This is a genomic window from Tindallia californiensis, assembly GCF_900107405.1.
Classification (GTDB): domain Bacteria; phylum Bacillota; class Clostridia; order Peptostreptococcales; family Tindalliaceae; genus Tindallia; species Tindallia californiensis.
This window is the reverse complement of sequence record NZ_FNPV01000001.1, coordinates 288,102-314,733: the sequence shown is the minus strand read 5'-3', so window position 1 is coordinate 314,733 and position 26,632 is coordinate 288,102. Positions and strand designations below refer to the sequence as shown.

Sequence of the window (26,632 nt, the reverse complement as noted above, 5' to 3'; positions counted from 1 at the left end):
ACAATTATTAAGAAAGAGTGGAATGCTGTGAAGAAACATCATTATTTTACCATATTAATGCTGGGAGCCCTATCTATTTTTTTGTTAGTGGCTTGCGGAGGAGAAAAAATTGAAGAAAAAAAAGGCGTTGATGTACCAATGCCTTGGGAAGATCCTTGGTTTTTGCCAGTTGCTTCGACGCCTCAAATAGAAACAACAGAATTGGGCATAGATATTCGTTGGCCTGGCTACGAATGGAGTATTGATGACAGTGAACGGTCTCGAAATGTGATGATTTATGATTTTAGTAAAATGAAAGCTTTTGAAATTGATGTCGAAGGAGGGGACATTCAACCCGTTTCTTTGGAGGAGATCAACCATTATTACCAAAATCTGGATCAGGTGATCTTGGAAATGCTCTTTTGTGCCAAGGGCATTCTGGTGATATCACAGGATAGCGAGGGTCACTATGACATCAATCATCACTGGGGCGAGGCCTATGATTCAGTAAATCTTCTGATAGAAAAGGCTGACCATTTTCCTGATCTTAAAATGAATAAGAAAAGAAACAGGATCATAGTACCCACCAACACTAAAGGCCAGTACATCAGTTATCATGTAATAAATCAGAAAAAAACAGAGATAGATATTGAGTTAGAAACAGAAGAAATACGAATCCAAGTCTCTCCTGAAGGCGGATATATAGCGGTTGAGATACTTGATGCATCAAAGGAAGAAATTGATTTGCGCCTTTATGGCGCCGACTCAGGACGAAAAATAGTAAGTGGAATACCGGGTATTCACGCTGCATGGGGACTTGATGACAGTGTTCTCTTATTTCGTCATGCCAAAACACAGCAAGTGGGAATTTATTTTCGTGAACGTCGACAGATTAGTCTTTTAGGGCAATTATCAGAAGGGGAGAAAGTGATCGAAGGACCATATGTTTCAGCAGATGGTTATCATGCACTCTACATTAATAAGAATCAAGAAGATGGGTTCAGTTTAAGTATCCTGCATTTATATCACCAGATAGAAAAAACAGTAGGTCTTTCGCACTGGGATCATAGGGTTTCTTTAGCAGATGATGTTTACTATCATGGCGATACTTATTTACTGATCAGAGGGAGTGTGGATCGCAGAAAAGAGTTGTTGATACAGGATAATAAGACAGGAGCTGTTATGTATCATGATTTATCAGAAGAAACCCCCTTTTTTTTCCTAAAAGATAAAGAGATTTACTATTTAGCTGATGTGAATGAAAATAAACAGCTCCTTCGAACAGATTTTAATAAAACTGAAAATGTAATAATATTTTCTGATAAAATAACGGAAACAGCAACATTGAAGAATAAAGAAGGCGTGATACTTTATCGTCAAGGATTCAATGAAGAAAAAGCGGCTTGGTTGATACGATAAGGAAGGGGAAAAAATGACCTATTATATATTTTCACCAAACAGTATAGAACAGAAAAAGGCAGTGCAGAAAATACTTGATATCCCAAAAGAAAGCGATTTACAGCAACAATGGGAAGAATATAATACAGACCAGAAGAAACACAAAAAAGTAATGGGGATTAAAAATATTGAGGCAAAAACGGTTTATCGTGGCCTTCCAGGATGCTGGCTAAAAGTTGAATCGATTCATGATGACTTAGATAAAAAATTATTGCATTATCTATGTAAAGCGGTAGGACCGGAAAGGCTTAATGGATGGGTGTTTTATCCTGTTAAGACCTTGCCTTATAAAGAGTTGGAAAAAAATTGGATTCGCAAGTATCAATTTCGAAACATGCCACAAAATCAAGAAAGCTATCGAGTGTTTTTTAAAGAGATAAAAAAGCTATTGAAAGATAATATGCTTGATAACGCTTATCATGGGCTATTGCTGATACTACAATTAAAACCTGGATTTCTTAAAAAATATCATCGCTATACCCTTTTTGAAGAACTTGCCATACGTTACGACCAAGTAGATTCTTTTCAGCGGGCAGAAAAATGCCTTAAGCTTCAATGTAAAATATTACCAGATTCTCCTGACCCTGTATTAAACATCAGCAACTTTTATTTATTTAATGGTAAAGCTGAAAAGGCAGTTGATTTGCTCAAGGAATCATTAAAGAGATTTCCGTATCAGCAATATTTGATGCATAATTACATTGTTGCCTTAAGTAATATTGGTCATTACCAACTGGCTTTTGTAGAGCTCAAAAAAGTATTGGAAAAAGATATCGGCAACTCTTTTTATTGGAAATTAATGGCCGATATTCTATATGAAAAAGAAGATCTGAAGTCGGCTTTGCAATGTTATCGAAAAGCGTTGCATGGTGATTTGGAAGAAGTTCCCGAAGATATTCACGCTGATATTTACGCGGGAATGGCAGCTTGTTACTATGAAACCGATCAGTACAAAAAGGCAAAAAACTACTATCTGAAAGTGCTTAAGATCTTTCCGGAAGATCATTATGCATTGATGAATATATCACAGATTTACTTTAGTCATCTGAATGAACCGGATGAAGCTTTAAAATACATTAAAAAAGTATTGGAAAAAGGCTATGAAAACGGCTATCTTTATTATCAACTGGGATTAATATATATGACTTTGGAAAAACAGGAGAAAGCCAGATGGCACCTCTATAGAGCACGCAGAATGATACCTCACTTTCAACCGGTTCATGAGGCGTTGCATCAGTTGAGAAGTAATGAGATGATGAAAAAAAAACCTAAGAAACGTTGAAAAAAGGGTGTGGAGAATGAAAAAAAACATAGTAATGCTAATAATCAGCGTTGTTTTATTATGTCACAGTGTTGTCGCTGCGCAAGGACTATTAGTTGATGAACCAGAAGCGATGGAAAGAATGAGAGGGACAGTTCTTGAAGTTAAAGATCAAAGAGCTGAAGATCATTTTACAATACAGGTAGTTATGATTGAAATCGACCGAGGATCACTTCAAGGAAAAGTGGAAGTGGTGGAAAATCATTTAAGCGACCATCCGGTTTATGATATTCCTGTAGAACCGGGAGATCGAGTGATGTTAATGAAGGAAACTTTGGAAGATGGTACTTATGAGCTTCATATAACGGAATACATTCGAGATCGTTCAATTATAATGCTTTTAATGCTATTTGTCCTATTATTGTTGTTGATAGGCAGGAGTAAAGGTGCAAAAACATTACTAACACTAGCATTGACCTTTTTTATGATTGTACAGGTAATGTTGCCAGGCATGCTTAAGGGATATTCTCCGATACTGCTGACGATTGTTAGTTCTTTGGTTATTACGATTGCGACCATTACCATTATTAACGGGATTAATGGGAAAAGCATTGCGGCTATCCTGGGGATTATAGGAGGACTACTAGTTGCTGGTATGGTTATGTTTTGGGCAGGTTCGCAAGTAAAGTTAACTGGGTTATCCAGTGAAGAAGCAACCATGCTTATGTATATTCCTCAGGCTGTCCAGTTCGACTTCAGAGACCTACTTTTTGCAGGTATTATTATGGGAGCGTTGGGTGCTGTGATGGATGTAGGAATATCAGTAGCGTCAGCAATGGAAGAAGTGCGACGGGCAAATCCGGAAATTGCGGTTAAGGAACTAGTCAAATCAGGGATGAACGTAGGACAAGACATTATGGGAACGATGTCCAACACCTTAATACTGGCCTACACCGGTGCCGCATTACCCTTATTGCTACTGTTTATGGCTTATGATGCTTCGGTGGTTGATATCATTAATTTAGATATTATCGCTACTGAAATTGTCAGAGCATTGTCGGGAAGTATTGGTTTGGTCTTAACCGTACCACTGACCGCTGTTGCTAGTGCTATCTTACTAAAAAGGAAACCGAATTAATACCATCTTCTATTTGAAGGAGATTCGTTTATGAAGCGACCCGTCATAGCTGTAGCGATTATCTTTATTTCTGGAGTAGCGGCAGGACTAAAGCTAGAGCATGGTTTTAGAATATTCCTGATCATCGGACTTTTTATGGGTCTGTTTGGATGGGTAAAAGATGATTTTCCTAGACGATTGGTCTTGGTATTAAGCATTTTTTTTGGCCTGGGATTTTTGGCGGGCATCATTCATCAAAAACAAACAACACTTCTCCACGATATGGAGAAAGCAAATATTCCTATTTCTCAGATAGAGTCTGTAAAAGTGAAAGTCCAGCGGGTCAACCGATATGAGAACCAGTGGATAAACATTGAAGGGGAGTTACAAGAAGTTGCCATTAAAGGCAGAGAAGAAAAGCATAAAACCAGAGGAGTTATCCTAATCAGTATAAAGGATCATGATCATGTGTTGGCATCGGCGAAACCTGGTGATAGTATGGTGATCAATTCTTTTTTGCAACAGGAGAGCTTATTGCAAAATCCATCGAAAGATTACTATCAACATCTGAAAGAAAGAGGCTTTCATGCTGTTTTTCAAGCGGAAGCTTATACCGTGCAGATAATACCCCGGCATCCATACCATCCGATAAGCTTTGCTGATCAAACCAAAACATCTTTAATAGGATTCATTAACCAACACCTGGAACCACCGGAAAGCGATGTATTGAAAAGCATTCTGTTAGGCAATCAAGGTTTTGTCTCCAAGGATTTGAGAAATGTTTTTGCCAAGACAGGCACAGCTCATATTATTGCTGTTTCAGGGCTTCATACTGGAATCATTGCTTTGATGATTCATGAATCATCAAAAGCATTGGGACTGGGCTTGCGTGCGGCGAAAATAATAACATTATTATTGGTGTGGCAATATGCATTGTTAGTAGGACTTCCTGTTTCTATAGTGAGAGCAGCAACAATGCTGTCAATCATGATGTTAAGTTTTTTTCTGGAAAGACATTATGACTCGCGAAATGCTTTGATGATAACCGCTATGACCTTTGTTATCCTTGATCCGGCAACGCTTCAAACCATTTCTTTTCAGCTGAGTTTTTTGGCAACGGCTTCTATTCTTTGGGGGCTTTCGCTGTTAGCTCATTTCAAGATGAAGAGAATCCCATTGAGGAATATGGTATTAATGACACTATTGGTTCAAATTGGTACCTGGCCTATAGTAGCATATCATTTCAATGAATTTTCCATCATTGCTCCTTTGATGAACTTACTGGTGGTGCCGGTTCTTGGAATATTAATGACAACAAGCCTTATTGCCTGGCTCTTGTCTTGGGTTCCCTTCTTGCCAGTCATTATGATGCATACCGTTAATGGGATACTTATTTATATGATCAAAACAATGAGTCGTTTTTCACACTGGAAATATGCATCAATCAGCATTGATCACCTATCAGCGCAAAACATAGTAGTTTATTATGCACTAATCATTGTTTTGGCTCTAATACTTAAAAAGAAATTAAATGGGAGGCGATTATCGTGAGTAATGAAAAAAGATACGAAGAGAAAAAAGCATTTATTTTGATTGATTATACTGACGACTTTGTTGCAGACGAAGGGAAACTATCGGTAGGAAAACCAGCACAAGCTTTAGAAAAATCAATTGCCGAAAAGATAGAGTCTTATTTTTCAACCAATGCCTTTATCATTACTGTTAATGATTTTCATGAAATACATGATAAAAATCATCCGGAGCATAAGCTTTTTCCTCCCCACAACTTAAAAGGTTCTGAAGGCAGAAGGCTCTATGGAAATATTGAAAATTTGATTACACAGATGGAAACGAAGAAACCATCCTTTATCCATAGAATGGATAAGAGGCGCTATTCAGCCTTTTGTGGTACGGTGTTGGAGTTACTCCTAAGACAAGAAGGCGTTAATAAAATTGAATTAGCGGGCGTCTGTACGGATATTTGTATTCTTCATACGGCGATAGATGCTTATCATAAAGGTTTTGAAGTGGTAATAGATGAAAAAGCGGTTGCCAGTTTTAACCACGCAGCTCACCATATGGCTTTGGAACATTTTGAAAAAGTGCTAGGATTTACAGTAAACAGAGGATAGAAAAAGGAGTAAATCATATGTCGGAACTTAAACTATTGAAAAATAAGGCGATAAACGAGATAGAAGCTGTATACTTTATTACAGGTGAAGAAATCTTGTTGATGCAACGATTTGTCGAGGCTTTAATTCTAAAAATTGCTCCGGGAACCATGGGGGATTTTAATCTGACAAAGTTTGAAGGGAAAGATTTTAGGATAGAATCCTTATTGGAAAGCTGTGAAACATTGCCTGTTATGGCAGAAAAGAAAATAGTAATCGTAAAAAATCCTTGGTTTCTAGAATCAAAAGGAGGATCCTTGGATAAACGAGAAGAAGATAAAATAAAACAGTATCTGCAAAACCCATCAGAAACTACTTGCTTGGTAGTGTACTGTGAATCAAAACCAGATGGAAGAAAAAACCTGACAAAGCTTCTTAAGAAAATAGGTAAAAATGTGGAGTTCAAGCGGCTTAAAGAAAATGAACTGAAAAAATGGATAAAAGCAGAGTGTGAAAAAAGAAACAAAAAAATAGCAGACAAGGCTATTATTGAACTGATAAAAAGCTTTGACTATCTAAATAAAAATGCTAATCAGTCTTTATTTGACATCAGTAACGAGATAGAAAAACTGACGGCTCTAATTGGAAATAAAACGGAAATTACGGAAGAGATTGTTAGAAAGTGTTCTATTTATTCATTTCAAAACGATGTGTTTTTACTTATTGACAGTTTAAGCAAACGAAAAGCTGATGAAACACAAATACGTTTTCAAAAACTGCTGGCAGATGGAGAACCAGCTATGAAAATTATTGCTTTTTTGAGGAATCAATTTAAGATAATGCTTCGAGTAAAAGAAATGGATCAACAAGGCTATCCGGCATCAAAGATAGCAACAAAATTAAAACAACACCCTTTTTCGATTCAGAATAGCTTAAAACACAGCGCTAACTTTGAAGAGAAAAAACTGATAGTCCTACTGAATTCGTTTAATCAGTTGGATCGGCATTTAAAGAGTGGGAAAATGGATGCAACGGCGAATATTGAGTTGTTAATGGCAGAAATTTGCGTCTAATTCCAATAGAAAAACCCTGCAAATTTTGCAAAAGGCAAAATTTGCAGGGTTTTTTGATCGATCGACTTATAAGGAAGAGACAGAATAATTGATGGAATATTAGAAAAAAACGCATGTTTTAGAAGGGTCTGGAGGATAAGATCGATAAAATTTGATTTATGACATTTTTTTGGCAGAGTATTTGCATTGTAAATACATAGTTAGAACGTAACAGGTATAAAAAAGAAAAGGGGAGAAGAAAATGAACTGGAGAAAAAGAACAATATGCATACTAGTAGCAATGCTAATGCTAGGATCTTTCACGGCTTGTGGTGGAAACGAGCAAGCAGAAGGAGAGGGAGGAGAAAGCCGACCGGAAAGACAATTTGTCACCATTGTTACCGGTGGTACCGGAGGAACCTACTACCCTGTTGGAACGATTTTAGCAACTCTATGGAATGAGGAATTAGGACATCTTGGCGTAAATGCTTCTGCTCAATCTTCTGGAGGATCAGTAGAAAATCTGAATATGTTAAAGGATGGAGAAGCACATCTCGGGATTGCCATGGCAAATCTAACGCTTTTTGCCTATGAAGGCCAACAAAGATTTCAAGACAATCAATTTGAGGGTGTAAGGTTTGTAACAGCTCTTTGGCCAGATGTAACCCAGTTTGTTGTAACCGAATCATCTGGTATTGAAACGCTTTCGGATATTGCGGGGAATAGTTTTAATGTTGGCAGTGCTGGATCAGGTACTGAATACAGTTCCAATATTATTTTAGAAGAAGTAGCGGGACTTAGCCTTGATGATGTTCATGTAGAACATTTAGGATATACAGAAGCTTCTAGTGCTATGCAAGATGGACAGCTTGATGGCATGAATGCAGAAGGCGGAATCCCTACGTCGGCCGTTTCAGAAATTTTCGCCAGCAGAACAGCGGTAAGAATGCTGGAGTTTAGCGATGAAGACTACCAAACACTGCATGCTGTTGCACCTTATTATGGTCAGTTTACAGTTCCTGGCGGCATGTATACTGGGCTGGACGAAGATGTTCAGACCGTAGGAGTAAAATCGGCTTTGATTGCTAGTGAAGATTTAGATGCCGATTTAGTATATGAAATGTTAGTAGCAATGTACGATCATTTAGAAGAAATACAAGAAGCCCATGAAGCACTAAGATCAGTTACGCTGGAAGAATCAGTGAAAGGATTGGCTCCGGTGCCTTTTCATGATGGTGCTATTCGATTTTATGAAGAAAGAGGAATTGAAATACCTGAAGACATGAGGCCATAATCAAACAAAGAAAGTGTTCGTAAGCTTTTGCTTTCGGACACTTTCTTGAATAAATTCAGTGAGGAGTATGCGTATGCTGAACCTATTTCGCAAGAAAAAAGTTGAAGACATTCAGGAAGTTGCTGGAGGAGCTGTACAACGAAAATTTGCCGGAAGAGTGGCGCTGATCATTACGATTCTGGCGGTGATAACCTCTTTTACGCATGTTTGGATGAATAGCTTTAGTTTGATGATTGCAATCAAACGAAATGCACTGCATTTAGGGATGATGCTGGGTCTTGCGTTTTTAATGTATCCGGCGACAAAAAAATCATCTAAAATAAACCCAAGTGTTCTGGACTGGATTTTAAGTTTTCTTGGACTATCGGTAGGACTTTATATTTACTTTTTCTATGATAGCCTTGTCGATCGATCATTAATCGCCAATAATACGGATTACTTTTTTGCGGTACTAGCAATTCTTCTTATTCTTGAAGCTTCAAGAAGATCTGTAGGGATTTTACTGCCGATTATTTCCGCCTGTTTTCTATTTTATGCAAAGTTTGGATATGTTTTTTCGGGGATGCTTGGACATCAAGGGTTTTCCTGGCAAAGAATCCTTACTCGAATGTATATGACTAGTGAAGGCATTTTTGGAACAACATTAATGGTGTCTTCATCTTACGTGTTTATGTTTATTCTCTTTGGATCTTTTTTAGCAAAAACAAATACAGCAAAATTTTTCAACGATTTTGCATTGGCATTGGCAGGTCGTTTAAGAGGTGGCCCGGCACATGTTTCAGTAATGGCTAGCGGACTAATGGGAACTATTAGTGGTAGCGCTCAAGCTAATGTTGCGACAACGGGAAGCTTTACGATACCATTGATGAAAGAAGTCGGCTATTCGCCTCGTTTTGCAGGTGCAGTCGAAGCTGCTGCATCCACTGGCGGAATTCTGATGCCACCGATTATGGGTGCTGCTTCTTTTATTATGGCATCTTTTCTTGGAATACCATATATTGAAGTAATGAAAGCAGGACTTATCCCGGCCCTTTTTTACTATATTGCTATTTTTAGAATCATTGATTTAAGGGCTCAAAAAATGGGACTTCAAGGATTGGATGAAAAAAAGCTACCGAATCTTAAAGAAGTGATGAAATATCAGGGACACTTGATCATTCCCATTATTATCATTATTATTTTACTATTACGAGGGTTAACACCGCTGTATTCAGCCTTTTTTGGAATGATTGCGGTTATTTTTGTCAGTAGCTTGCGAAAATCTTCAAGATTAAACCTTACACGATTTATCGAAGCTATGGAAGACGGTGCAAAAACAGCCGTATCTGTAGGGATCGCCTGTGCGGTAGTTGGATTTGTAGTCGGAGTAGTGGCGATGACTGGGCTAGGGCAGGTCATCGCATATAATATCATGGCCTTCTCAGGAGGGCATTTATGGCTTGCGCTCATCTTGGTGATGATAGCCTCCATTTTTTTAGGAATGGGTCTGCCAGCAACAGCTTGTTATATTATTACGGCTAGTATTGCCGCTCCGGCTTTGGTTAGAATGGGTGTTGAGCCGCTGGCAGCTCACTACTTTGCTTTTTATTATGGAACACTGTCGGCGATCATACCGCCTGTAGCCCTAACGTCCTATACGGCTGGTGGCATTGCAGGGGCTAATCCGATAGATGTTGCTTTTACAGGGTTCAAACTCGCTTTTGCTGGTATTATGATACCGTTTATGTTTGTCTACTCACCGATTTTACTGTTGCAAAACGTTGTGGTGTGGAGACTGTTTATTGTCGTGTTTACAGGATTGGTTGGGATTTATTGCCTTGGTGCCGCCGCCGAAAACTATTTATTTTCAACACTAAGGCTATATGAAAGAATTTTTGCGGGAGCTGCGGCGGTGCTGTTGATACAGCCTAAAATACTGACAGATAGTATAGGAATTGGGTTAACAGTAGCTTTTATTGCCAGTAACTATTACCATACAAAAAGTATTCGAAAAAAGCATGAGCAAGTGGTGACATCTTAATAGCATAAATAGCAATGGTGCGAGTTAATAGCGACTTGCACCATTGCTATTTATGCATTATGATCATAATCAATGATTCTTACTATTAAAAGATTTGTGGTGAAACGATGAAACGAATAATACAAGGGATAATGATAATGGCCATTATGGTCAATTTGTTTTTAATAGACATAAGTGCACGTCCACTTTATAAGGATGAGGTTTATTCTCCGGAACAAATTATTATTATAGGTGGAGATAATTACTTTCCGCCCTTTGAATTTGTAGATGAAAACGGATTGTACAGAGGTTTTAATGTAGATTTAATCAAAGCCATTGCCTTAGAAATGGGATTGGAAGTTGATGTTAAACCGATGCCTTGGTATCAAGTGATTATGGAACTTGAAACAGGTGGTATCCATGCGATTCAAGGGATGAAATATTCTGAAGAAAGGCAACGTCACTACCTTTTTTCAAAAGCTTATTTAGAATCATCGCAATCTATTTTTGTTGCCGCTGATAATATGTATATAGTAGATCTGATGGATCTGAAAAATAAAAAAGTCGCTGTTCAAAGAAATGATATTTCCATCGATCTATTAAAAGAGGTGGCAGGTGTTGAACTGGTTAAGACGGAAAACCAACAAGATGCATTGCGAAAACTTTATGAGGGAGATGTTGATGCCTATCTGGGGAACCGATTAACGGGAAAGTACAGTGTTCAGCGAGAAGGGTACCAAGAAGATATTAAAATCGTCGGGGAAGAAATCAATCCAGAAAAATATGCATTGGCAACGGTTAGTCAACATGCTGAATTTCTTGACGTTTTTAATGAAGGACTTTTAAGGATAAAAGAGAAAGGGACCTATGATACGATTTATACAAAATGGTTTGGACATCCTATCAGTTCCTCTGTGGAGTATTCGTCGAAATTCTTAACCATAACAGGCCTTATTTTTTTCGTATCTTTATTGATAACATTTATTTTTTATAAATGGAATGACTTGCTGAAAAAAGAAGTGGAGAGACGGACGATAGAACTCAAGAAAGAATCAAATGAGAAAGAACAAATTCTTAATAGTGTGTTTAGTGGGTTGTTGACAGTTGATATTAACGGGATCATTATGTATGCAAACAAAAAATGTGAAGCCTACTTAAAAAAATCAGCTCATGAGCTGATCGGGAAAAATGTGCTGGAAACTCCCATAAACAGACTTATTAATGAAAACGATTATTACAGCGTTATTAATGACCATATACCGCAAATTGGCAAAGAAATCCAAGTACCAGGCAAAAAGGAGATCTTCATATATGAATACAATATAAATCCGTTAAAAATAGACGAGCATACCATTTATGGAGCAACCATTACATTCAAGAACATTACGGAAATAAAACAAATGCAGGATCAGTTGAAAGTGAAAGATAAACTGGAATCTCTTGGACGTTTGACGGCTAATATCGCTCATGAGATCAGAAACCCCTTAACAGCAATTAAAGCTTATGTAGAACTGATTCCTGAAAAATATCACAAAGAAGATTTTAGAAGAATGATTGTGGAGGATGTTCCTAAAGAAGTAAAAAGAGCAAATGACATTATTAGTAATTTGCTGACTTACGCAAAACCATCACAACCTCAAAAGGATCTTTGTCACATAAGTGAAATATTAAAAGAAGTAGTACAGTTTTATTCAGGGGAAGCAGAGCGAAAAGACATTCATGTTAACCTGCAAATAGAAGATGGAATCTATGCAATAGTAGACGAACCGCAGTTTCGGCAAATTATTATAAACCTTTTTTTGAATGCTGTTCAGGTCTTGGAAAATACAGAAAAACCTTGCATTATGGTGAGACTTGACAAAAGTAATGACAAATGGATAGTGAGGATAACGGACAATGGTCCGGGAATTCCTTTTAACGATCAAAGTGAAATTTTTGACCCCTTTTATACGACTAAAAAACAAGGCAGTGGTCTTGGGTTGGCAGTATGCTATCAGTTTGTTAAAGAAAACAATGGCGACATTTCCGTTCAAAGTTCAAATAAAGAAGGGACAACCTTTATGATCACATTCCAATTAACTAAAATGGAAGAAAAACAGTAAAGAGGTGGTAGTGTTGAGAAAAGTTTTAATTATTGATGATGAAGCGTCAATATGCAACTCTCTTAAGTTTTATTTTGAAGATGAATATCAAGTACAAACGGCAACTAATATATTTGATGTAGAAATCATATTAAAAGAACAATCTATGGATGTGATATTGCTGGATTTGAAGTTTGGGGACATTGATGGCATTGACCTGCTTATTAATATTAAAGAGATTCAAAAAGAATCCATCGTCATCATGATGACAGCCCATGGATCGATCCAATCCTCTATTGATGCGATGAAGGCAGGGGCTTATGATTATGTAATGAAACCCTTAGATATGGATAAAATACGATTTATGGTAAAGAAAGCGATTGACTATAAAAAATTGAATGAAAAAGTTACTTTTTTAGAAAAAGCAGTCTTGAAACAATATGGGGTCCATGGCATTATTGGAAAATCGAAAAAGATGCAAAATGTATTTCATTTAGTGGATAAGATCAAAGACAGCCATATCAACGTATTGATTCAGAGTGACAGTGGTACAGGAAAAGAAATGGTAGCAAAAGCAATTCATTTTCAAGGTGTTCGATGTAATAATCGTTTTGAGGCAATTAACTGTGGAGCTATTCCGGAAAACTTAATTGAAAGCGAACTATTTGGACATGAAAAAGGTTCCTTTACCGGTGCTGAATATCGAAAAAAAGGAAGATTTGAAATAGCCGATAAAGGAACCTTGTTTCTTGATGAAATAGGCGAAATGAACCTGAACACACAAGTGAAACTGCTACGGGTTTTGGAAGAAAAAGAAGTTCAGCCTATAGGCGCAGAGCAGGGAAAAAAAGTAGATGTTAGAATTATTGCAGCAACCAATAAAGACCTCGAAAAAGAAGTAGCAAAAGGATGTTTTCGTGAAGATCTGTACTTTCGCTTAAACGTAGTGACGATAAAAATTCCTTCCTTAAACGAACGCAAGGAAGATATACCGCTGCTAATTGATCACTTTATTAAAGAATCAAGCGATAAAAAAATTGAAGGAATAACAGCTGAAGCACTGAATATCCTTGAATCTCACCACTATAAAGGGAATGTAAGAGAACTGATGAATATTATTGAACGAGCCATTGCCTTAACGGATCATCACTATATACAGGCAAAAGATTTGCCGGAAGAACTGCTTCGGAAGCATAAAAAAGAGTGGAGTTACACAAAAGATTCCCGCATAATACCCATTAAGATAGGCACTAAGCTAAAAGATATAGAAGAAATGGTGATTCTGGAAACGCTTAGCGTGATGAATAATAATAAGGCTAAGACTTCTAAGGTGCTGGGGATTAGTGAGCGAAATTTAAGGTATAAGATTAAGGAATATCAAGAGAAAAAACAACTGTTCACATAACAAAAAGACTGATACCCAGGAATAGTGCTAATTCCTATATCAGTCTTTTAAGAAAATCGAGCGTTAGACCTGCTGAATTAAGAAACAGTTCTTTGAAGCTTTTTGGTTAAGCGAGAAAGCTTTTTGGAAGCCTTGTTTTTGTGAATAACATTTTTGGAAGCAGCTTGCTTAAGTTTTTTATCCACAAACTGGAGCTTTTCTTTTGCTAGATCAAACTGTTCTTTGTCGATAGCTTCTTCAAAGCGTTTAATAGCAGTTTTGAGCTGAGATTTAATCATTTTATTCCGCGCTGTTTTCTTTTGAATCACACGTACTCTTTTCATCGCTGATTTAATATTGGCCAATCGATTCACCTCCTTATACCTGCATTAACATTATAATATTACCAAAAGAACTACAAGAAATCAACATCTAATTATCGAAGCGAGGTCAAAACCAATAGAATCAATTGTAAGAAATTACATTTGTGTGATATAATTAATTAGTTAAAGTGACTTTTATTGTTTAAGGAGGAATTTCCTTGTCTGCCAATCGACAAAATAGAACCAGGAACTTTAGTATTATAGCACATATTGATCATGGGAAGTCAACGTTAGCTGACCGCCTTATTGAACATACCGGATTAGTGAGTCAACGGGATATGAAGGAACAACTGTTGGATAATATGGATTTAGAACGAGAACGGGGAATTACAATCAAGCTTCAAACAATATGCCTAAACTATAAAGCGAAGGATGGGCAAGAGTATCGATTGAATTTAATAGATACACCAGGACATGTTGATTTTACCTATGAAGTATCCCGCAGTTTAGCGGCTTGCGAAGGAGCTATTCTTATTGTGGACGCAGCTCAGGGCATAGAAGCTCAAACTTTAGCCAATGTGTATCTGGCTATCGAGCAGGATCTCGAAATCATTCCAGTGATTAATAAAATTGATTTGCCCAGTGCTCGGGTAGAAGAAGTAAAAAAAGAAATAGAAGATGTTATCGGACTTGATACAGAAGGCATTCCACTGATTTCGGCAAAAGAGGGAACTAATATTGAAGATGTCTTAGAAGCTGTTGTGAATCGAATTCCTGCTCCGGAAGGGGATGAAACCGCATCAACCAAAGCTCTGATCTTTGACTCAGTCTATGATAATTATCGTGGCGTTATTGGATATATCCGTATGGTGGATGGAGAAATAAAAAAAGGGATGCGCATTAAAATGATGGCGGGAAAAAAGGAGTTTGAAGTCACTGAAGTAGGTTTTTTTTCGCCTGGCCCCATAGAACAGGAAACATTAAAAGCAGGGGATGTTGGTTATGTAGCCGCCAGCATAAAAGACGTCCGGAACTGTCGGGTAGGGGATACCATTACAGATGCTCTAAGACCAACGGAGAACCCTTTTCCTGGTTATCGGAAAGTTGTTCCGATGGTTTATTGTGGTATTTATCCTGCTGAAGGAGAAAAATTTGAAGATGTAAGAGATGCATTGGAAAGACTGCAGGTAAATGATGCCGCATTGGTTTTTGAAACAGAAACCTCTGCAGCCTTAGGCTTTGGATTTCGCTGTGGATTTCTTGGATTGCTCCATATGGAGATTATTCAAGAGAGACTAGAAAGAGAGTTTGATCTGGACCTTGTAACGACCGCACCCAGCGTAATTTACCAGGTATACAAAACCGACGGTAGCACGCTTTCTATCCAAAACCCGGCCAATATGCCAAAACCTCAGGAAATAGCCAAAATTGAGGAACCGATTGTTAAAGCATCCATCATGGTTTTAAATGATTATGTTGGGTCGGTAATGGAGTTGTGTCAGGAAAGACGAGGAACAATGTCTAGCATGGACTACCTGGACGAGAATCGAGTAACACTTCAGTATGAATTGCCATTAAATGAAGTAATCTTTGACTTTTTTGATGCCCTAAAATCTCGTACCAGAGGATTTGGTTCCCTGGATTATGAAATGTTGGGGTATAGAGAATCTAAGCTTGTAAAGCTGGATATTTTAATTAATAGTGAACAGGTAGACGCACTGTCTTTCATCGTGCACGAAAGCAAGGCTTATGAAAGAGGAAAACAAATGTGTGAAAAACTGAAAAATGAAATTCCTCGCCATCAGTTTGCCATACCTTTACAGGCTGCTATCGGACAGAAAATCATTTCTCGTGAAACGATTAAGGCACTTCGTAAAGACGTACTGGCAAAGTGCTATGGAGGCGATGTTAGCCGAAAACGCAAGTTGTTAGAAAAGCAAAAAGAAGGAAAGAAAAGAATGCGACAGGTCGGCAGTGTAGAAGTGCCGCAAAAAGCATTTATGTCAGTCTTGAAGTTGGATTCTTAAGACTGCCGGGAGGGTATAATGAAGCAAGAACAAGCGATAAGTCTTTATATTCATGTACCATTTTGTGCTTCAAAATGCCACTACTGTGACTTTGTGTCAGAAGTAGGGAATGAAAGCCAAGTCAATGAGTATGTACAATTGTTAAGCAAAGAAGTACAACGGTATCAAAAGGTAATATCAGATAAAAAGATAAAAACAATTTTTTTTGGTGGTGGAACCCCTTCGTTAATTCCTGGCAAAAAAATGAAAGAAATAATGAAGAGGATTACCGGAGATTTTTCGGTATTGCCTGAAGCAGAAATATCCTTAGAAGCCAATCCGGGACAGTTGGACAGGGAAAAACTATTCAACTATAGAGAAAGTGGGATAAACCGTATTAGCTTTGGATTACAGGCAATCCAGGAACCACTCTTAAAGAAGTTAGGAAGAAGACATGATGTGGAAATCTTTGCGCGTCAGGTGACAAACGCTAGAGAGGAAGGCTTCTTCAATCTTAATGTGGATTTGATCTTTGGAATACCGGGACAAACGATAACGGATTGGAGTCATAGCCTTTCTTATATAGCGGATTTAGGAATTCCTCATACTTCCTGCTACGGACTGACTTATGAAGAAGGGACAACTTTGCATACGATGAAAGAGACGCAAAAGATCAGACCTGTAGAGGAAGAGGTAGAATGGCAAATGTTTCATGTGGCAATGAATGAAATGAAAAAAAGGGGTTATCATCACTACGAAATATCTAACTACTGTCAAGAAGGCAGTCAGTGTAAACATAACATCACATACTGGAAAAATGAAGAGTATCTTGGGATAGGAATCGCTGCACATGGATATCTTGATGGTGTGCGCTATGGAAATACAGAAACCTTTTACGATTATGAAAGAATCATCAATGCTGATGGCCTGCCTGTAGTCGTACAGCAAAAAATCAGCAAAGAAGAAGCCATGAAAGAAACCATGTTTTTAGGATTAAGAATGATGGAAGGGGTTTCGAACTCTTGTTTTTATCAACGTCATGGAGTATCTTTGTTTGATATATTTGAAAAAGAAATTAAAGAATTGACATATAAAAAACTTATTGCAGTTGAAAAAGACAACATCAAATTGACAAATCTGGGGATCGATTTGGCAAATCAGGTGTTTTTGTATTTTGTATAAGGAATTTGAAAGAAAGAGAGTAAAAAATCAGCAGGACACTTGACAAAAAAATTCGTAAGTGGTATTTTTATATCAAGAATTAGCACTCACTAATAGAGAGTGCTAACAACGAAGGTGATAAATATGGCCTTATCTGATCGAAAACTAAAAATACTAGAAGCAATTATAAGGGAGTATATTGAGTCAGCAGAGCCAGTAGGGTCAAGAAGTCTCTCGCGTCGATATGAGCTAGGGGTTAGCCCGGCAACTATCCGAAATGAAATGTCGGACTTAGAAGAATTAGGCTACATCCAGCAACCTCATACTTCGGCAGGGCGAATCCCTTCTGATAAAGGGTATCGTCTCTATGTAGACAAACTAATGGAAATTCGCAGAGAGGCAAACAAAAATAGAGTTAAGATAAAGAGTGATATCCTAAAAAAATATGGCGAGCTGGAGCAATTACTGGAATATACCTCCAGAGTATTATCGGAGTTTACTCAATACACATCCATTGTGCTGGCACCTCAAGTGAAGAAAAGCCGACTAAAGCAAATTCAGTTAGCACGATTGAATGATGAAATGATGTTGGCAATTTTCATCACCAATACAGGCCTTATCCAGAATCCAATTTTTAAGATTCCCTCCGATATGAAGCAGGAAGACTTGGAGAGGATATCAAACTTTCTGAATGAGGAGTTCGTTGGTTCGACACTGGAAGATATCGAATCAAAAATGGCGGAAAACCTTAAAAAAGAACTTGCTAAATTCCACCATACGGTTTATGCGTTGCTGCCGGAGATGTTTAAGACGTTGGAACAGGTTAGTGATGTGGCGCTATACCTTAGTGGAACAACAAACATCTTCAATTTTCCCGAGTTTAATGACCTGGCTAAAGCGAGATCTTTTTTGAATCTAATGGAAGAACGAAAAACAATAAGCGAGTTAATTTCACGTCAGGATACTAGCAAGTTCAACGTATCGATAGGCAGTGAGAATAAACTGCAGGAAGCTAGAGAATGTAGCATTGTAACCACTACGTATAGCCTGGACCAGCATGCTGTAGGACAGTTAAGCGTTATTGGACCGACTAGAATGGATTATGATCGGGTAATATCGGTGCTGGGACAGGTCAGCAAAATGATGAATGATATATTAAAAAGTAAATAGCTTGAAAAAGTCAAGTGCGAGGGGAAATCTTTGCACTATCCTTGTGCATATAATAGAAAAAAGGTGGGTGTGATCCATTGAAGGATGAAGTGAAAAACAAAGAAACAAAAAACAGCGAAGAAGAACAGAGCAAGAAAGAAACACAGGACTTAGAAGGTGATTTGGAAGAAGCGGCTGAAGAGGAAGTGGTTGAAAAAGAAAAGGAAGACACTGACGGATCAGCCTCAGAAGAGCAAGAAAAGCAAGAGGAAAATCAGAAGCAAGAAAAAGATCCTGAGGAGTTAAATGAAAGGTTTTTGCGTTTGCAGGCAGAATTTAGTAATTATAAAAGAAGGGTAGAGAAAGAAAAAAAAGATTTGTATGTTTATGGCTGTGAAAACTTAGCAAAAGATCTTTTACCGGTGATCGACAATTTAGAAAGAGCCTTAGAATCTGTTGATGAAGCAGAAGAAGGATTATCAAAAGGTGTGAAGATGGTTTACGATCAAACCTTAGAAACGCTTAAAAAACATGGTATCCAACAAATTGAAGCGGATGGGTCTCCCTTTGATATGAATAAGCACCATGCAGTGATGACGGAACCTTGTGAAGATGATGCCTTGAAGGAAACAGTGGCTCAGGTTTTACAGCAGGGATATACAATAGAAGAACGTGTGTTGAGACCAGCAATGGTTAAAGTATATAAATAAAACAAAAACAAATCATTTTTGAAATATCAAGGAGGAATAGAAAATGGGAAAAGTAATAGGTATTGACTTAGGTACAACAAATTCTTGCGTTTCAGTTCTTGAAGGTGGAGAACCTGTTGTTATTGCAAACTCTGAAGGGAATAGAACAACACCATCCGTGGTGGCTTTTGGTAAAGACGGAGAGCGAATTGTAGGGGAGCCTGCAAAAAGACAAGCCGTTACAAACTCTGAAAAAACAATTCAATCCATTAAAAGACATATGGGAACTGACCATACAGACAAAATTGACGGAAAAGATTATACACCCCAAGATATATCAGCGATGATTCTTCAGAAACTAAAAGCTGATGCGGAAGCTTATCTAGGAGAAACAATCAATGACGTTGTTGTGACAGTACCAGCCTACTTCACAGATAGTCAACGTCAAGCAACAAAGGACGCCGGAAAAATTGCTGGCATGAATGTTTTAAGAATTATTAATGAGCCAACAGCTGCTTCACTGGCCTATGGGCTTGATAAAGTAGAGGAACAACAGAAAATACTAGTGTACGACTTGGGTGGTGGTACGTTTGATGTATCAATTCTTGAGTTGGGCGACGGTGTTTTTGAAGTACTAGCGACAAGTGGAAACAATAATTTGGGTGGAGATGACTTTGACCAAGTACTCATAGAACACATAGCCAGTGAGTTTAAAAAGCAGGAAGGTATTGATTTAACCAAAGATAAAATGGCGCTTCAACGATTAAAGGAAGCAGCGGAAAAAGCAAAAAAAGAATTATCCAGCACCATGACCACTAATATTAACTTACCTTTTATCACGGCTACGAACGAAGGGCCAAAACACTTAAACCTTGATGTAACCCGTGCGAAATTTGATGAACTGTCTTCTCACTTAGTAGAAAAGACCATCGATCCAATGAAGAAATCTTTAGCAGACGCTGGTTTAAAAGCAGAGGACTTGGATCGAGTTATTTTAGTAGGTGGATCAACCAGAATTCCAGCGGTTCAGGATGCAGTGAAACGCATTACAGGAAAAGATCCACATAAAGGAGTAAATCCGGACGAAGTAGTTGCTCTGGGAGCGGCTATTCAGGGTGGCGTTTTAACCGGTGAAGTAAAAGATGTATTGCTGTTAGACGTGACACCATTATCTCTGGGGATCGAAACCTTAGGTGGAGTATTTACACAATTAATCGAACGCAATACAACCATTCCTACTAAAAAGAGTCAAACTTTTTCTACCGCAGCGGATAATCAGCCTTCTGTAGACATTCATGTTCTCCAAGGTGAAAGACCAATGGCTTCAGATAATATTACCTTAGGTCGCTTTGAACTTAGTGGAATTCCACCAGCGCCAAGAGGAGTACCACAAATTGAAGTATCCTTTGATATCGATGCGAATGGGATTGTAAATGTTTCAGCAAAAGATTTAGGAACAGGAAAAGAACAAAAGATCACCATTACAGCATCTACAAACTTAAGTCCTGAAGATATCGAAAAGAAAGTAAAAGAAGCAGAAAAATTTGCGGAAGAAGATAAACAGAAAAAAGAAAAGATTGAAACCAGAAACCAGGCAGATTCTTTAGTTTATCAAACAGAAAAAACATTGAAAGAAGTAGAAGATAAGATTGAAGCAGATCAAAAAGAAAAGGTTCAAACAGAAATTGATAAATTGAAAAAAGCACTTGAAGAAGATGATCTGGAAAAAATGAAGCAAGGTGTTGAGGATGTCAACAAAGTGTTCCATGAAATTTCTGAAAAAATGTATGAAAACATTTCTCAGCAAGAAGGGGCTCAAGAAGCAGGAACGGAGTCGCAAGGTGGAATTGATGATGATAACGTTGTGGATGCTGAGTTTGAAGAAGTAGATGATGAAGAAAGCAAGTAGTCATACAAAAAGGTGCCGCATGCCATTAAAGCATGCGGCTGCAACCTGTCTTCACCTGGATAAATGGTGGGGAGAAAATGAACGGGACGTTAGGGTGGTGAAATAGTGGCAAAAAGAGATGTTTATGAGATACTGGGTCTTGATCGCAACGCGAGTCAGGAAGAGGTGAAAAAAGCATATAGAAAGATGGCCATGAAGTATCATCCTGACAGGAATCCAGACGATCAGACAGCGGCTGATAAGTTTAAAGAAGCAAATGAAGCTTATGAGATACTCGGCGATGCTGAAAAACGAAAAAGATATGATCAATTTGGGTATGATGGCGTTAATGGACAAGGTGCTGGTGGCTTTGGCGGAGCCGGTGGTTTCGGTGGTGGCTTTGAAGATATATTCGGTGATATTTTTGACATGTTTGGTGGAGGCGGAGGATTTTCGTCTTCTCGAAGAAGAGGTCCGCGCAAAGGTGCTGATCTGAGATATGAAATGAATATCACTTTTGAAGAAGCTGTATTTGGAGCAGAGAAAACGATTAAAGTAAATAAAATGGATACCTGTGACTCCTGTCAGGGAAGTGGTGCAGAAGCGGGCAGCGACACAAAAACCTGTTCACATTGTAACGGAACTGGCGAAGTGCGTTTCGCACAACGCACCCCTTTAGGACAAATACTGAATGTCCGCCCCTGTGATCATTGTAATGGTGAAGGAAAGACCATCGATAAACCATGCAAGTCCTGTGCTGGAAGTGGAAAAGCTAAAAAAGAAAAGAAGTTAAAAATTAACATTCCGGCCGGAGTGGATAATGGGTCAATGATATCTCTGGCGGGCGAAGGATCTCCGGGAGACAAAGGTGCTCCAGCGGGAGACCTATACGTTATCTTTAATGTGAAACCTCACTCCATCTTTGTGAGAGAAGGTCAGCATATTATGTGTGATATTCCCATTACTTTTGTTCAGGCGACTTTGGGTGACACTATTGATGTACCAACGCTGGAAGGAAAAGTAAAGCATAAAATTCCGGAAGGAACCCAAAGTGGAACGGTCTTTAGAATGAAAGGAAAAGGGGTTCCCAGTCCTCGTGGCTTAGGAAAAGGCGATCAATATGTAAAAGTCATTGTAGAGGTGCCGAAAAACTTAACAGACAAACAAAAAGAGTTGTTAAAAGAGTTTGCGGCTGATGGAAGTGACAGTTCTCACGAACAAAGAAAATCATTTTTTGAAAAGGTGAAAGATGCCTTTAAATAGTGGTTAATACCCGGGTGACAGGAGGCAATCCAATGAAATGGATAGAGATATCAATTCAAACAACTACTGGAGCTGTTGAAGCTGTATCTAACATTTTATATGATGCAGGCGTGGCTGGTGTTGTTATTGAAGATGCAAGTGATCTGGAAATGCTTTACCAAAATAAGGATGCCTGGGAGCTGGTGGACGATTCACTGGCTGACAACTATTTAGAAGGCGCCGTAGTAAAAGGCTATTTACCGGAAACCTCCAATGCGATGAATCATGTCAATCTCATTAGAAATGCGGTAGAGTATTTACCTGAATACGGACTGGATGTAGGCGTAGGAAAAGTGAGTGTATCTGCCGTAGATGAAACAGACTGGAGCAATGAATGGAAAAAATACTTTAAACCGGTTAAACCGGGAGAAAAGATTGTTATTAAGCCAAGTTGGGAAGATTACGAGCCACATGGGGATGAAATCGTTCTGCATCTGGACCCGGGAATGGCCTTTGGCACAGGAACCCATGAAACAACTTCCCTTTGCATTGAAGCCTTAGAAAAGCACATACAAGCCAACCAGCTTGTTTACGATATAGGCTGTGGCAGTGGTATACTTTCCGTTGCGGCTGCCTTGCTTGGTGCAAAGCAAGTAGTAGGGGTGGATCTGGATGCATTAGCCGTTCAAATAGCCAAAGATAATGTAAGCCTTAACCAGGTAGAAGAAAAAGTGAACATTTATGAAGGGAATCTAATGGATGTGCTTCATCAGCCGGGAGACCTGCTAGTTTCCAATATTATTGCTGAAATAATCGTTAAAATGAGCAAAGATATACGACAGTACTTAAAGCCGGGTGGCATCTGGATCTCCTCGGGAATTATTAAAGATAAGCAGCAGGAAGTAAAAGAGGCTATCATAGATGCTGGCTTAACAATACTGGAAGTTCGAAGTATGGGTGAATGGATCTGTATGATAGCAAAAGCACCTGAAAGGCCTTAATTAAGGCCTTTTTTTAATGAAAGGGTTATTTTCTGGTATAATAGAAGGAGTAGAGGGAGGGGAGCTAAAATGCATCATTTTTTTGTAATGCCTCAACATATAAATAAAGCTGATCAAGAGATAAAGATTGTTGGCGAAGACGTAAGGCATATACAAAAGTCACTTCGGCTAAAAGAGGGCAATAAGATAACGATATCAGATGGTTTAGGCAGTGGTTTTGTAACTCGGATTACGGATAGTGGAAAAGAAGAAGTGCGAGTGGAGATCATAGAAACGATAAAGTCTGTGGAGAATAAGGATAAAACACTTACTCTTTTTCAAGGATTGGCTAAAGGTAGTAAAATGGAATTGATTATTCAAAAAGCGGTTGAACTTGGGGTAAATACCATTGTTCCCATAATGACAGAGTATTCTGTAGTGCAATTAAAAGAACAAGATAAACATAAAAAAAAGGAAAGATGGCAGAAAATAGCGGAAGAAGCTGCAAAACAGTGCAGAAGACTCATAATGCCTGTAGTTCACACACCAATAGACTTTAATGACGCTATTGCAGAATGGGAAGAAGAAAACTCAAAACAGTTACATTTACTTGCCTACGAAAATGAAACCGATACTTCTGTGAAAAAAATATTCAGTCGTATGAATGTAATAGAATGTGATCACATTGGTATTTGGATTGGACCGGAAGGTGGCTTTCATGAAAGGGAAGTCACACAGGCTCAAAGTGCAGGTGTGATTTCGGTAGGTATGGGACCTCGTATTTTAAGAACAGAAACCGCAGGAATTGCTATGTTGTCTTTTGTGCTATATGAAAGAGAATTATAGATGTTAGAAGAAAAATCGAATTGAAAAAGGTTAGGAAGGGAAAAAATGAAGATGAATACCGTTGCCATTAGCACACTTGGATGTAAAGTGAATCAATATGAAACCCAGGCCATGTTAGAAATGTTTGAAAAAAAAGGGTATCAGGTAGTGGGTGAAAAAGAAAAAGCAGATGTTTTTGTGATCAATACATGCACGGTTACCAATACAGGAGATCGGAAATCCAGACAGCTAATAAGACGAGCCCTAAAAAACAATCCAGAAGCAATCATAGCTGTTGTGGGGTGTTACTCTCAGCTTGAACCTGATGAAATTCAGGGAATAAAAGGCGTTCACGTGGTTTTAGGTACACAAAATCGCAGCAAAATTGTTGAGGCGGTTGAAGAAGCGGCCGGAAAAGCAAGACCCAGTATTCATGTAGAAGACTATCAGCAACAGCACCAATATGAGCCGATTGGCATTGATAATCAGATAGATAAAACACGAGCATATGTGAAAATCCAAGACGGTTGTGATCAGTACTGCAGTTACTGCATTATTCCATATGCGCGAGGACCGGTAAGAAGTCGTGAAGAAAAAGAAATCCTTCATGAAATTACAAAACTTGTTCAGAATGGTTATCAGGAAATAGTCTTAACGGGAATACACTTAACCTCCTATGGCAAAGATCGAAAAGAACCGGAAGCTTTGTTTCCTTTGATAGAAAAAATTAATGCTATTCCAGACCTACTGAGAATCCGGCTGGGGTCTTTGGACCCATTTTGGTTTAAGGAAGATACTATTAAAAAACTTATGCAGTTGGAAAAGCTATGCCCTCACTTTCATTTATCATTACAAAGCGGATCCGATGAGGTTCTAAAGAAAATGGCCAGAAAATATACAACGAAAGACTACTGGAAAATAGTGAATGAAATAAGGCGTTGGAATCGGAATGCAGCTATTACTACGGATATTATTACCGGTTTTCCGGGAGAAACCGATGCGGATTTTCATCAAACATGCCAATTTATAAAAGATATTGAGTTCAGTCAGGTTCACATTTTTAAGTACTCTCCGAGAAGAGGAACAAAAGCGGCGAAGGATCCAAATCAAATATCGGATAAGGAAAAAAACCGAAGAAGTGAAATTCTCCATGAGATTGTTCGAAAAAGTAGGCTTCAGTATATGGAGAAATTTATGAATCAGCAAGTGAATGTTCTGTTTGAAAGAGGTGGCACAGAAGATGAAGAATGGATGGTCGGACATACAGCGGAATATTTACAGGTCAAAGCCTTACTTAGTGCTGACAATATCAAAAAAACAATACCAGTTACTGTGGTAGATATAAAAAATGATTTTTTGATTGGAAGCCCAGTGAAAAATAGAGAAAAATCCAGGTGAAAAAGAAGGAATTTAGGTTTTTCTGTGGAATTAATAACAGTGAACCTTATAGTTGAAGGAGGTGTGCATATTGGATAGTTGTATTTTTTGCAAAATTGTCAGAAAAGACATACCCTCAGAAATTGTGTATGAGAGTGAGAAAGTGATTGCTTTTCGTGATGTGGCGCCAGTTGCTCCCAACCATATTTTGGTGATACCAAAAGAACATGTGGAATCTTTAAATGATTTGGATGATGAAAAAAGAAAAAAATTTCTACCAGAAATATTTGAAAGCATCCACGAGTTAGCCTCGAAGGAAAATGTGATGGAAGATGGCTATCGAGTAGTTACTAATTGCGGGAAAGATGGAGGACAAACCGTAGGACACTTACATTTTCATTTATTAGGTGGCCGTGAAATGCAATGGCCTCCGGGTTAAAAACAATGTTGCATTCAAAACTCATATAGGTTATAATTGGAACGTGTTCAATCAACTCGAATGCAAGGCTGACAGAGATTCTGTCAGGAATTACGCACATGTTTGTGCAAGCGGAGGGAGGGAGAAGTCAATGTCAGAGATTAAAGTGAAAGATAATGAATCATTAGACAACGCTCTTCGTCGTTTTAAACGTCAGTGCGCGAAATCCGGGGTTTTATCAGAAGTACGGAAAAGAGAACATTATGAAAAACCCAGTGTTCGTCGCAAGAAAAAGTCAGAAGCGGCAAGAAGAAAGAATGCAAAGAAATTCTAAATGTATCAGAATCAGTATAAGATTAAATGAAACGGAAATGTTGGGTGAAGCATATGTCTCTTAAAGATCTATTAGCGGAAGATCTTAAAACAGCTATGAAAAATAAAGAGCTTACACGGAAAAATGTCATAACTATGATTCGTTCCTCCGTAAAGCAAATCGAAGTTGATGAACGCAAAGATCTGTTAGATGATGATGTTATTCAAATCATAGTAAAACAGATTAAACAACGAAAAGACGCACTTGAATCTTTTCGAAATGGCGGCAGAAATGACTTGGTAGAGCAGACAGAAGCGGAGATATCTATTCTGGAAACCTATTTACCAGAGCCATTGTCTGAAGAAGAACTACATTTAATCATCCAAAAAGCGATTGATGAAACCGGTGCTCAATCCATGAAAGACATGGGATCTGTTATGAGTATAGTGAAAAAAGAGACTCAGGGAAAAGCAGATGGAAAGGTTGTCAGTCAGCTGGTGCGTCAAAAGCTCCAATCATAACAAA

At 38.3% G+C, this 26,632-nt stretch carries 23 protein-coding genes; 22 read left to right on the top strand and 1 reads right to left on the bottom strand.

Annotation, left to right across the window (positions count from 1 at the left end):
* Positions 1-27: 27 nt before the first annotated feature.
* The 10 genes from BLV55_RS01470 to BLV55_RS01425 all read left to right on the top strand — a co-directional run bounded on the left by BLV55_RS01470 (position 28) and on the right by BLV55_RS01425 (position 13,757).
* Positions 28-1,398: a hypothetical protein gene (locus BLV55_RS01470; protein WP_143033154.1), complete on the top strand. Its 1,371-nt coding sequence runs from the start codon at positions 28-30 to the stop codon at positions 1,396-1,398.
* Positions 1,399-1,411: 13 nt separating this feature from the next.
* Positions 1,412-2,719: a tetratricopeptide repeat protein gene (locus BLV55_RS01465; RefSeq protein ID WP_093310248.1), complete on the top strand. Its 1,308-nt coding sequence runs from the start codon at positions 1,412-1,414 to the stop codon at positions 2,717-2,719.
* Between the two features lie 16 nt (positions 2,720-2,735).
* Positions 2,736-3,836, top strand: coding sequence for a YibE/F family protein (locus BLV55_RS01460; protein ID WP_093310246.1), 1,101 nt, complete (start codon positions 2,736-2,738; stop codon positions 3,834-3,836).
* 30 nt (positions 3,837-3,866) lie between these two features.
* Positions 3,867-5,366: a ComEC/Rec2 family competence protein gene (locus BLV55_RS01455; protein WP_093310243.1), complete on the top strand. Its 1,500-nt coding sequence runs from the start codon at positions 3,867-3,869 to the stop codon at positions 5,364-5,366.
* Positions 5,363-5,947, top strand: a complete 585-nt coding sequence (locus tag BLV55_RS01450) for a cysteine hydrolase family protein (RefSeq protein WP_093310240.1) — start codon at positions 5,363-5,365, stop codon at positions 5,945-5,947. Before BLV55_RS01455 ends, BLV55_RS01450 begins: the two co-directional genes overlap by 4 nt.
* Positions 5,948-5,964: 17 nt before the next feature.
* Positions 5,965-6,999, top strand: coding sequence for a DNA polymerase III subunit delta (holA, locus tag BLV55_RS01445; protein WP_093310238.1), 1,035 nt, complete (start codon positions 5,965-5,967; stop codon positions 6,997-6,999).
* A 241-nt stretch (positions 7,000-7,240) separates the two neighbouring features.
* Positions 7,241-8,272: a TAXI family TRAP transporter solute-binding subunit gene (locus BLV55_RS01440; RefSeq protein WP_093310235.1), complete on the top strand. Its 1,032-nt coding sequence runs from the start codon at positions 7,241-7,243 to the stop codon at positions 8,270-8,272.
* A gap of 73 nt (positions 8,273-8,345) precedes the next feature.
* Positions 8,346-10,292: a TRAP transporter permease gene (locus BLV55_RS01435; protein WP_093310232.1), complete on the top strand. Its 1,947-nt coding sequence runs from the start codon at positions 8,346-8,348 to the stop codon at positions 10,290-10,292.
* A gap of 107 nt (positions 10,293-10,399) precedes the next feature.
* Positions 10,400-12,373, top strand: a complete 1,974-nt coding sequence (locus tag BLV55_RS01430; RefSeq protein WP_093310230.1) for a transporter substrate-binding domain-containing protein — start codon at positions 10,400-10,402, stop codon at positions 12,371-12,373.
* 13 nt (positions 12,374-12,386) lie between these two features.
* Complete coding sequence (locus tag BLV55_RS01425) at positions 12,387-13,757, top strand: sigma-54-dependent transcriptional regulator (protein ID WP_093310227.1); 1,371 nt, start codon at positions 12,387-12,389, stop codon at positions 13,755-13,757.
* Between the two features lie 77 nt (positions 13,758-13,834).
* On the opposite strand, the gene rpsT is transcribed toward BLV55_RS01425, so the two are convergent.
* Positions 13,835-14,101, bottom strand: a complete 267-nt coding sequence (gene rpsT / locus BLV55_RS01420; RefSeq protein WP_093310225.1) for a 30S ribosomal protein S20 — start codon at positions 14,099-14,101, stop codon at positions 13,835-13,837.
* A 176-nt stretch (positions 14,102-14,277) separates the two neighbouring features.
* Here rpsT and lepA point away from each other — a divergent pair, with 176 nt between their 5' ends.
* From lepA to BLV55_RS01360, 12 genes are all read left to right on the top strand, one after another.
* The gene (gene lepA, locus BLV55_RS01415) at positions 14,278-16,086 is read left to right on the top strand and encodes a translation elongation factor 4 (RefSeq protein WP_093310223.1); all 1,809 of its coding nucleotides are present in this window, start codon (positions 14,278-14,280) and stop codon (positions 16,084-16,086) included.
* An 18-nt stretch (positions 16,087-16,104) separates the two neighbouring features.
* Positions 16,105-17,247, top strand: a complete 1,143-nt coding sequence (hemW, locus tag BLV55_RS01410) for a radical SAM family heme chaperone HemW (protein WP_093310222.1) — start codon at positions 16,105-16,107, stop codon at positions 17,245-17,247.
* 123 nt (positions 17,248-17,370) lie between these two features.
* Positions 17,371-18,396, top strand: a complete 1,026-nt coding sequence (gene hrcA / locus BLV55_RS01405) for a heat-inducible transcriptional repressor HrcA (protein WP_093310220.1) — start codon at positions 17,371-17,373, stop codon at positions 18,394-18,396.
* 77 nt (positions 18,397-18,473) lie between these two features.
* Positions 18,474-19,085, top strand: coding sequence for a nucleotide exchange factor GrpE (gene grpE / locus BLV55_RS01400; protein WP_093310218.1), 612 nt, complete (start codon positions 18,474-18,476; stop codon positions 19,083-19,085).
* A 43-nt stretch (positions 19,086-19,128) separates the two neighbouring features.
* The gene (gene dnaK, locus BLV55_RS01395; RefSeq protein ID WP_093310215.1) at positions 19,129-20,973 is read left to right on the top strand and encodes a molecular chaperone DnaK; all 1,845 of its coding nucleotides are present in this window, start codon (positions 19,129-19,131) and stop codon (positions 20,971-20,973) included.
* A 102-nt stretch (positions 20,974-21,075) separates the two neighbouring features.
* Positions 21,076-22,215, top strand: coding sequence for a molecular chaperone DnaJ (gene dnaJ / locus BLV55_RS01390; RefSeq protein ID WP_093310212.1), 1,140 nt, complete (start codon positions 21,076-21,078; stop codon positions 22,213-22,215).
* A gap of 32 nt (positions 22,216-22,247) precedes the next feature.
* The gene (prmA, locus tag BLV55_RS01385; RefSeq protein WP_093310210.1) at positions 22,248-23,195 is read left to right on the top strand and encodes a 50S ribosomal protein L11 methyltransferase; all 948 of its coding nucleotides are present in this window, start codon (positions 22,248-22,250) and stop codon (positions 23,193-23,195) included.
* Positions 23,196-23,264: 69 nt separating this feature from the next.
* Positions 23,265-24,020, top strand: a complete 756-nt coding sequence (locus BLV55_RS01380; RefSeq protein ID WP_093310207.1) for a 16S rRNA (uracil(1498)-N(3))-methyltransferase — start codon at positions 23,265-23,267, stop codon at positions 24,018-24,020.
* Between the two features lie 45 nt (positions 24,021-24,065).
* Positions 24,066-25,397, top strand: a complete 1,332-nt coding sequence (gene mtaB, locus BLV55_RS01375) for a tRNA (N(6)-L-threonylcarbamoyladenosine(37)-C(2))-methylthiotransferase MtaB (RefSeq protein WP_242869995.1) — start codon at positions 24,066-24,068, stop codon at positions 25,395-25,397.
* Between the two features lie 70 nt (positions 25,398-25,467).
* Positions 25,468-25,815, top strand: a complete 348-nt coding sequence (locus BLV55_RS01370; RefSeq protein WP_093310203.1) for a histidine triad nucleotide-binding protein — start codon at positions 25,468-25,470, stop codon at positions 25,813-25,815.
* A 130-nt stretch (positions 25,816-25,945) separates the two neighbouring features.
* On the top strand, positions 25,946-26,128 hold the full coding sequence (rpsU, locus tag BLV55_RS01365; RefSeq protein WP_093310201.1) for a 30S ribosomal protein S21: 183 nt from the start codon (positions 25,946-25,948) through the stop codon (positions 26,126-26,128).
* 53 nt (positions 26,129-26,181) lie between these two features.
* Positions 26,182-26,628: a GatB/YqeY domain-containing protein gene (locus BLV55_RS01360; protein WP_093310198.1), complete on the top strand. Its 447-nt coding sequence runs from the start codon at positions 26,182-26,184 to the stop codon at positions 26,626-26,628.
* The last annotated feature ends 4 nt before the right edge of the window (positions 26,629-26,632 follow it).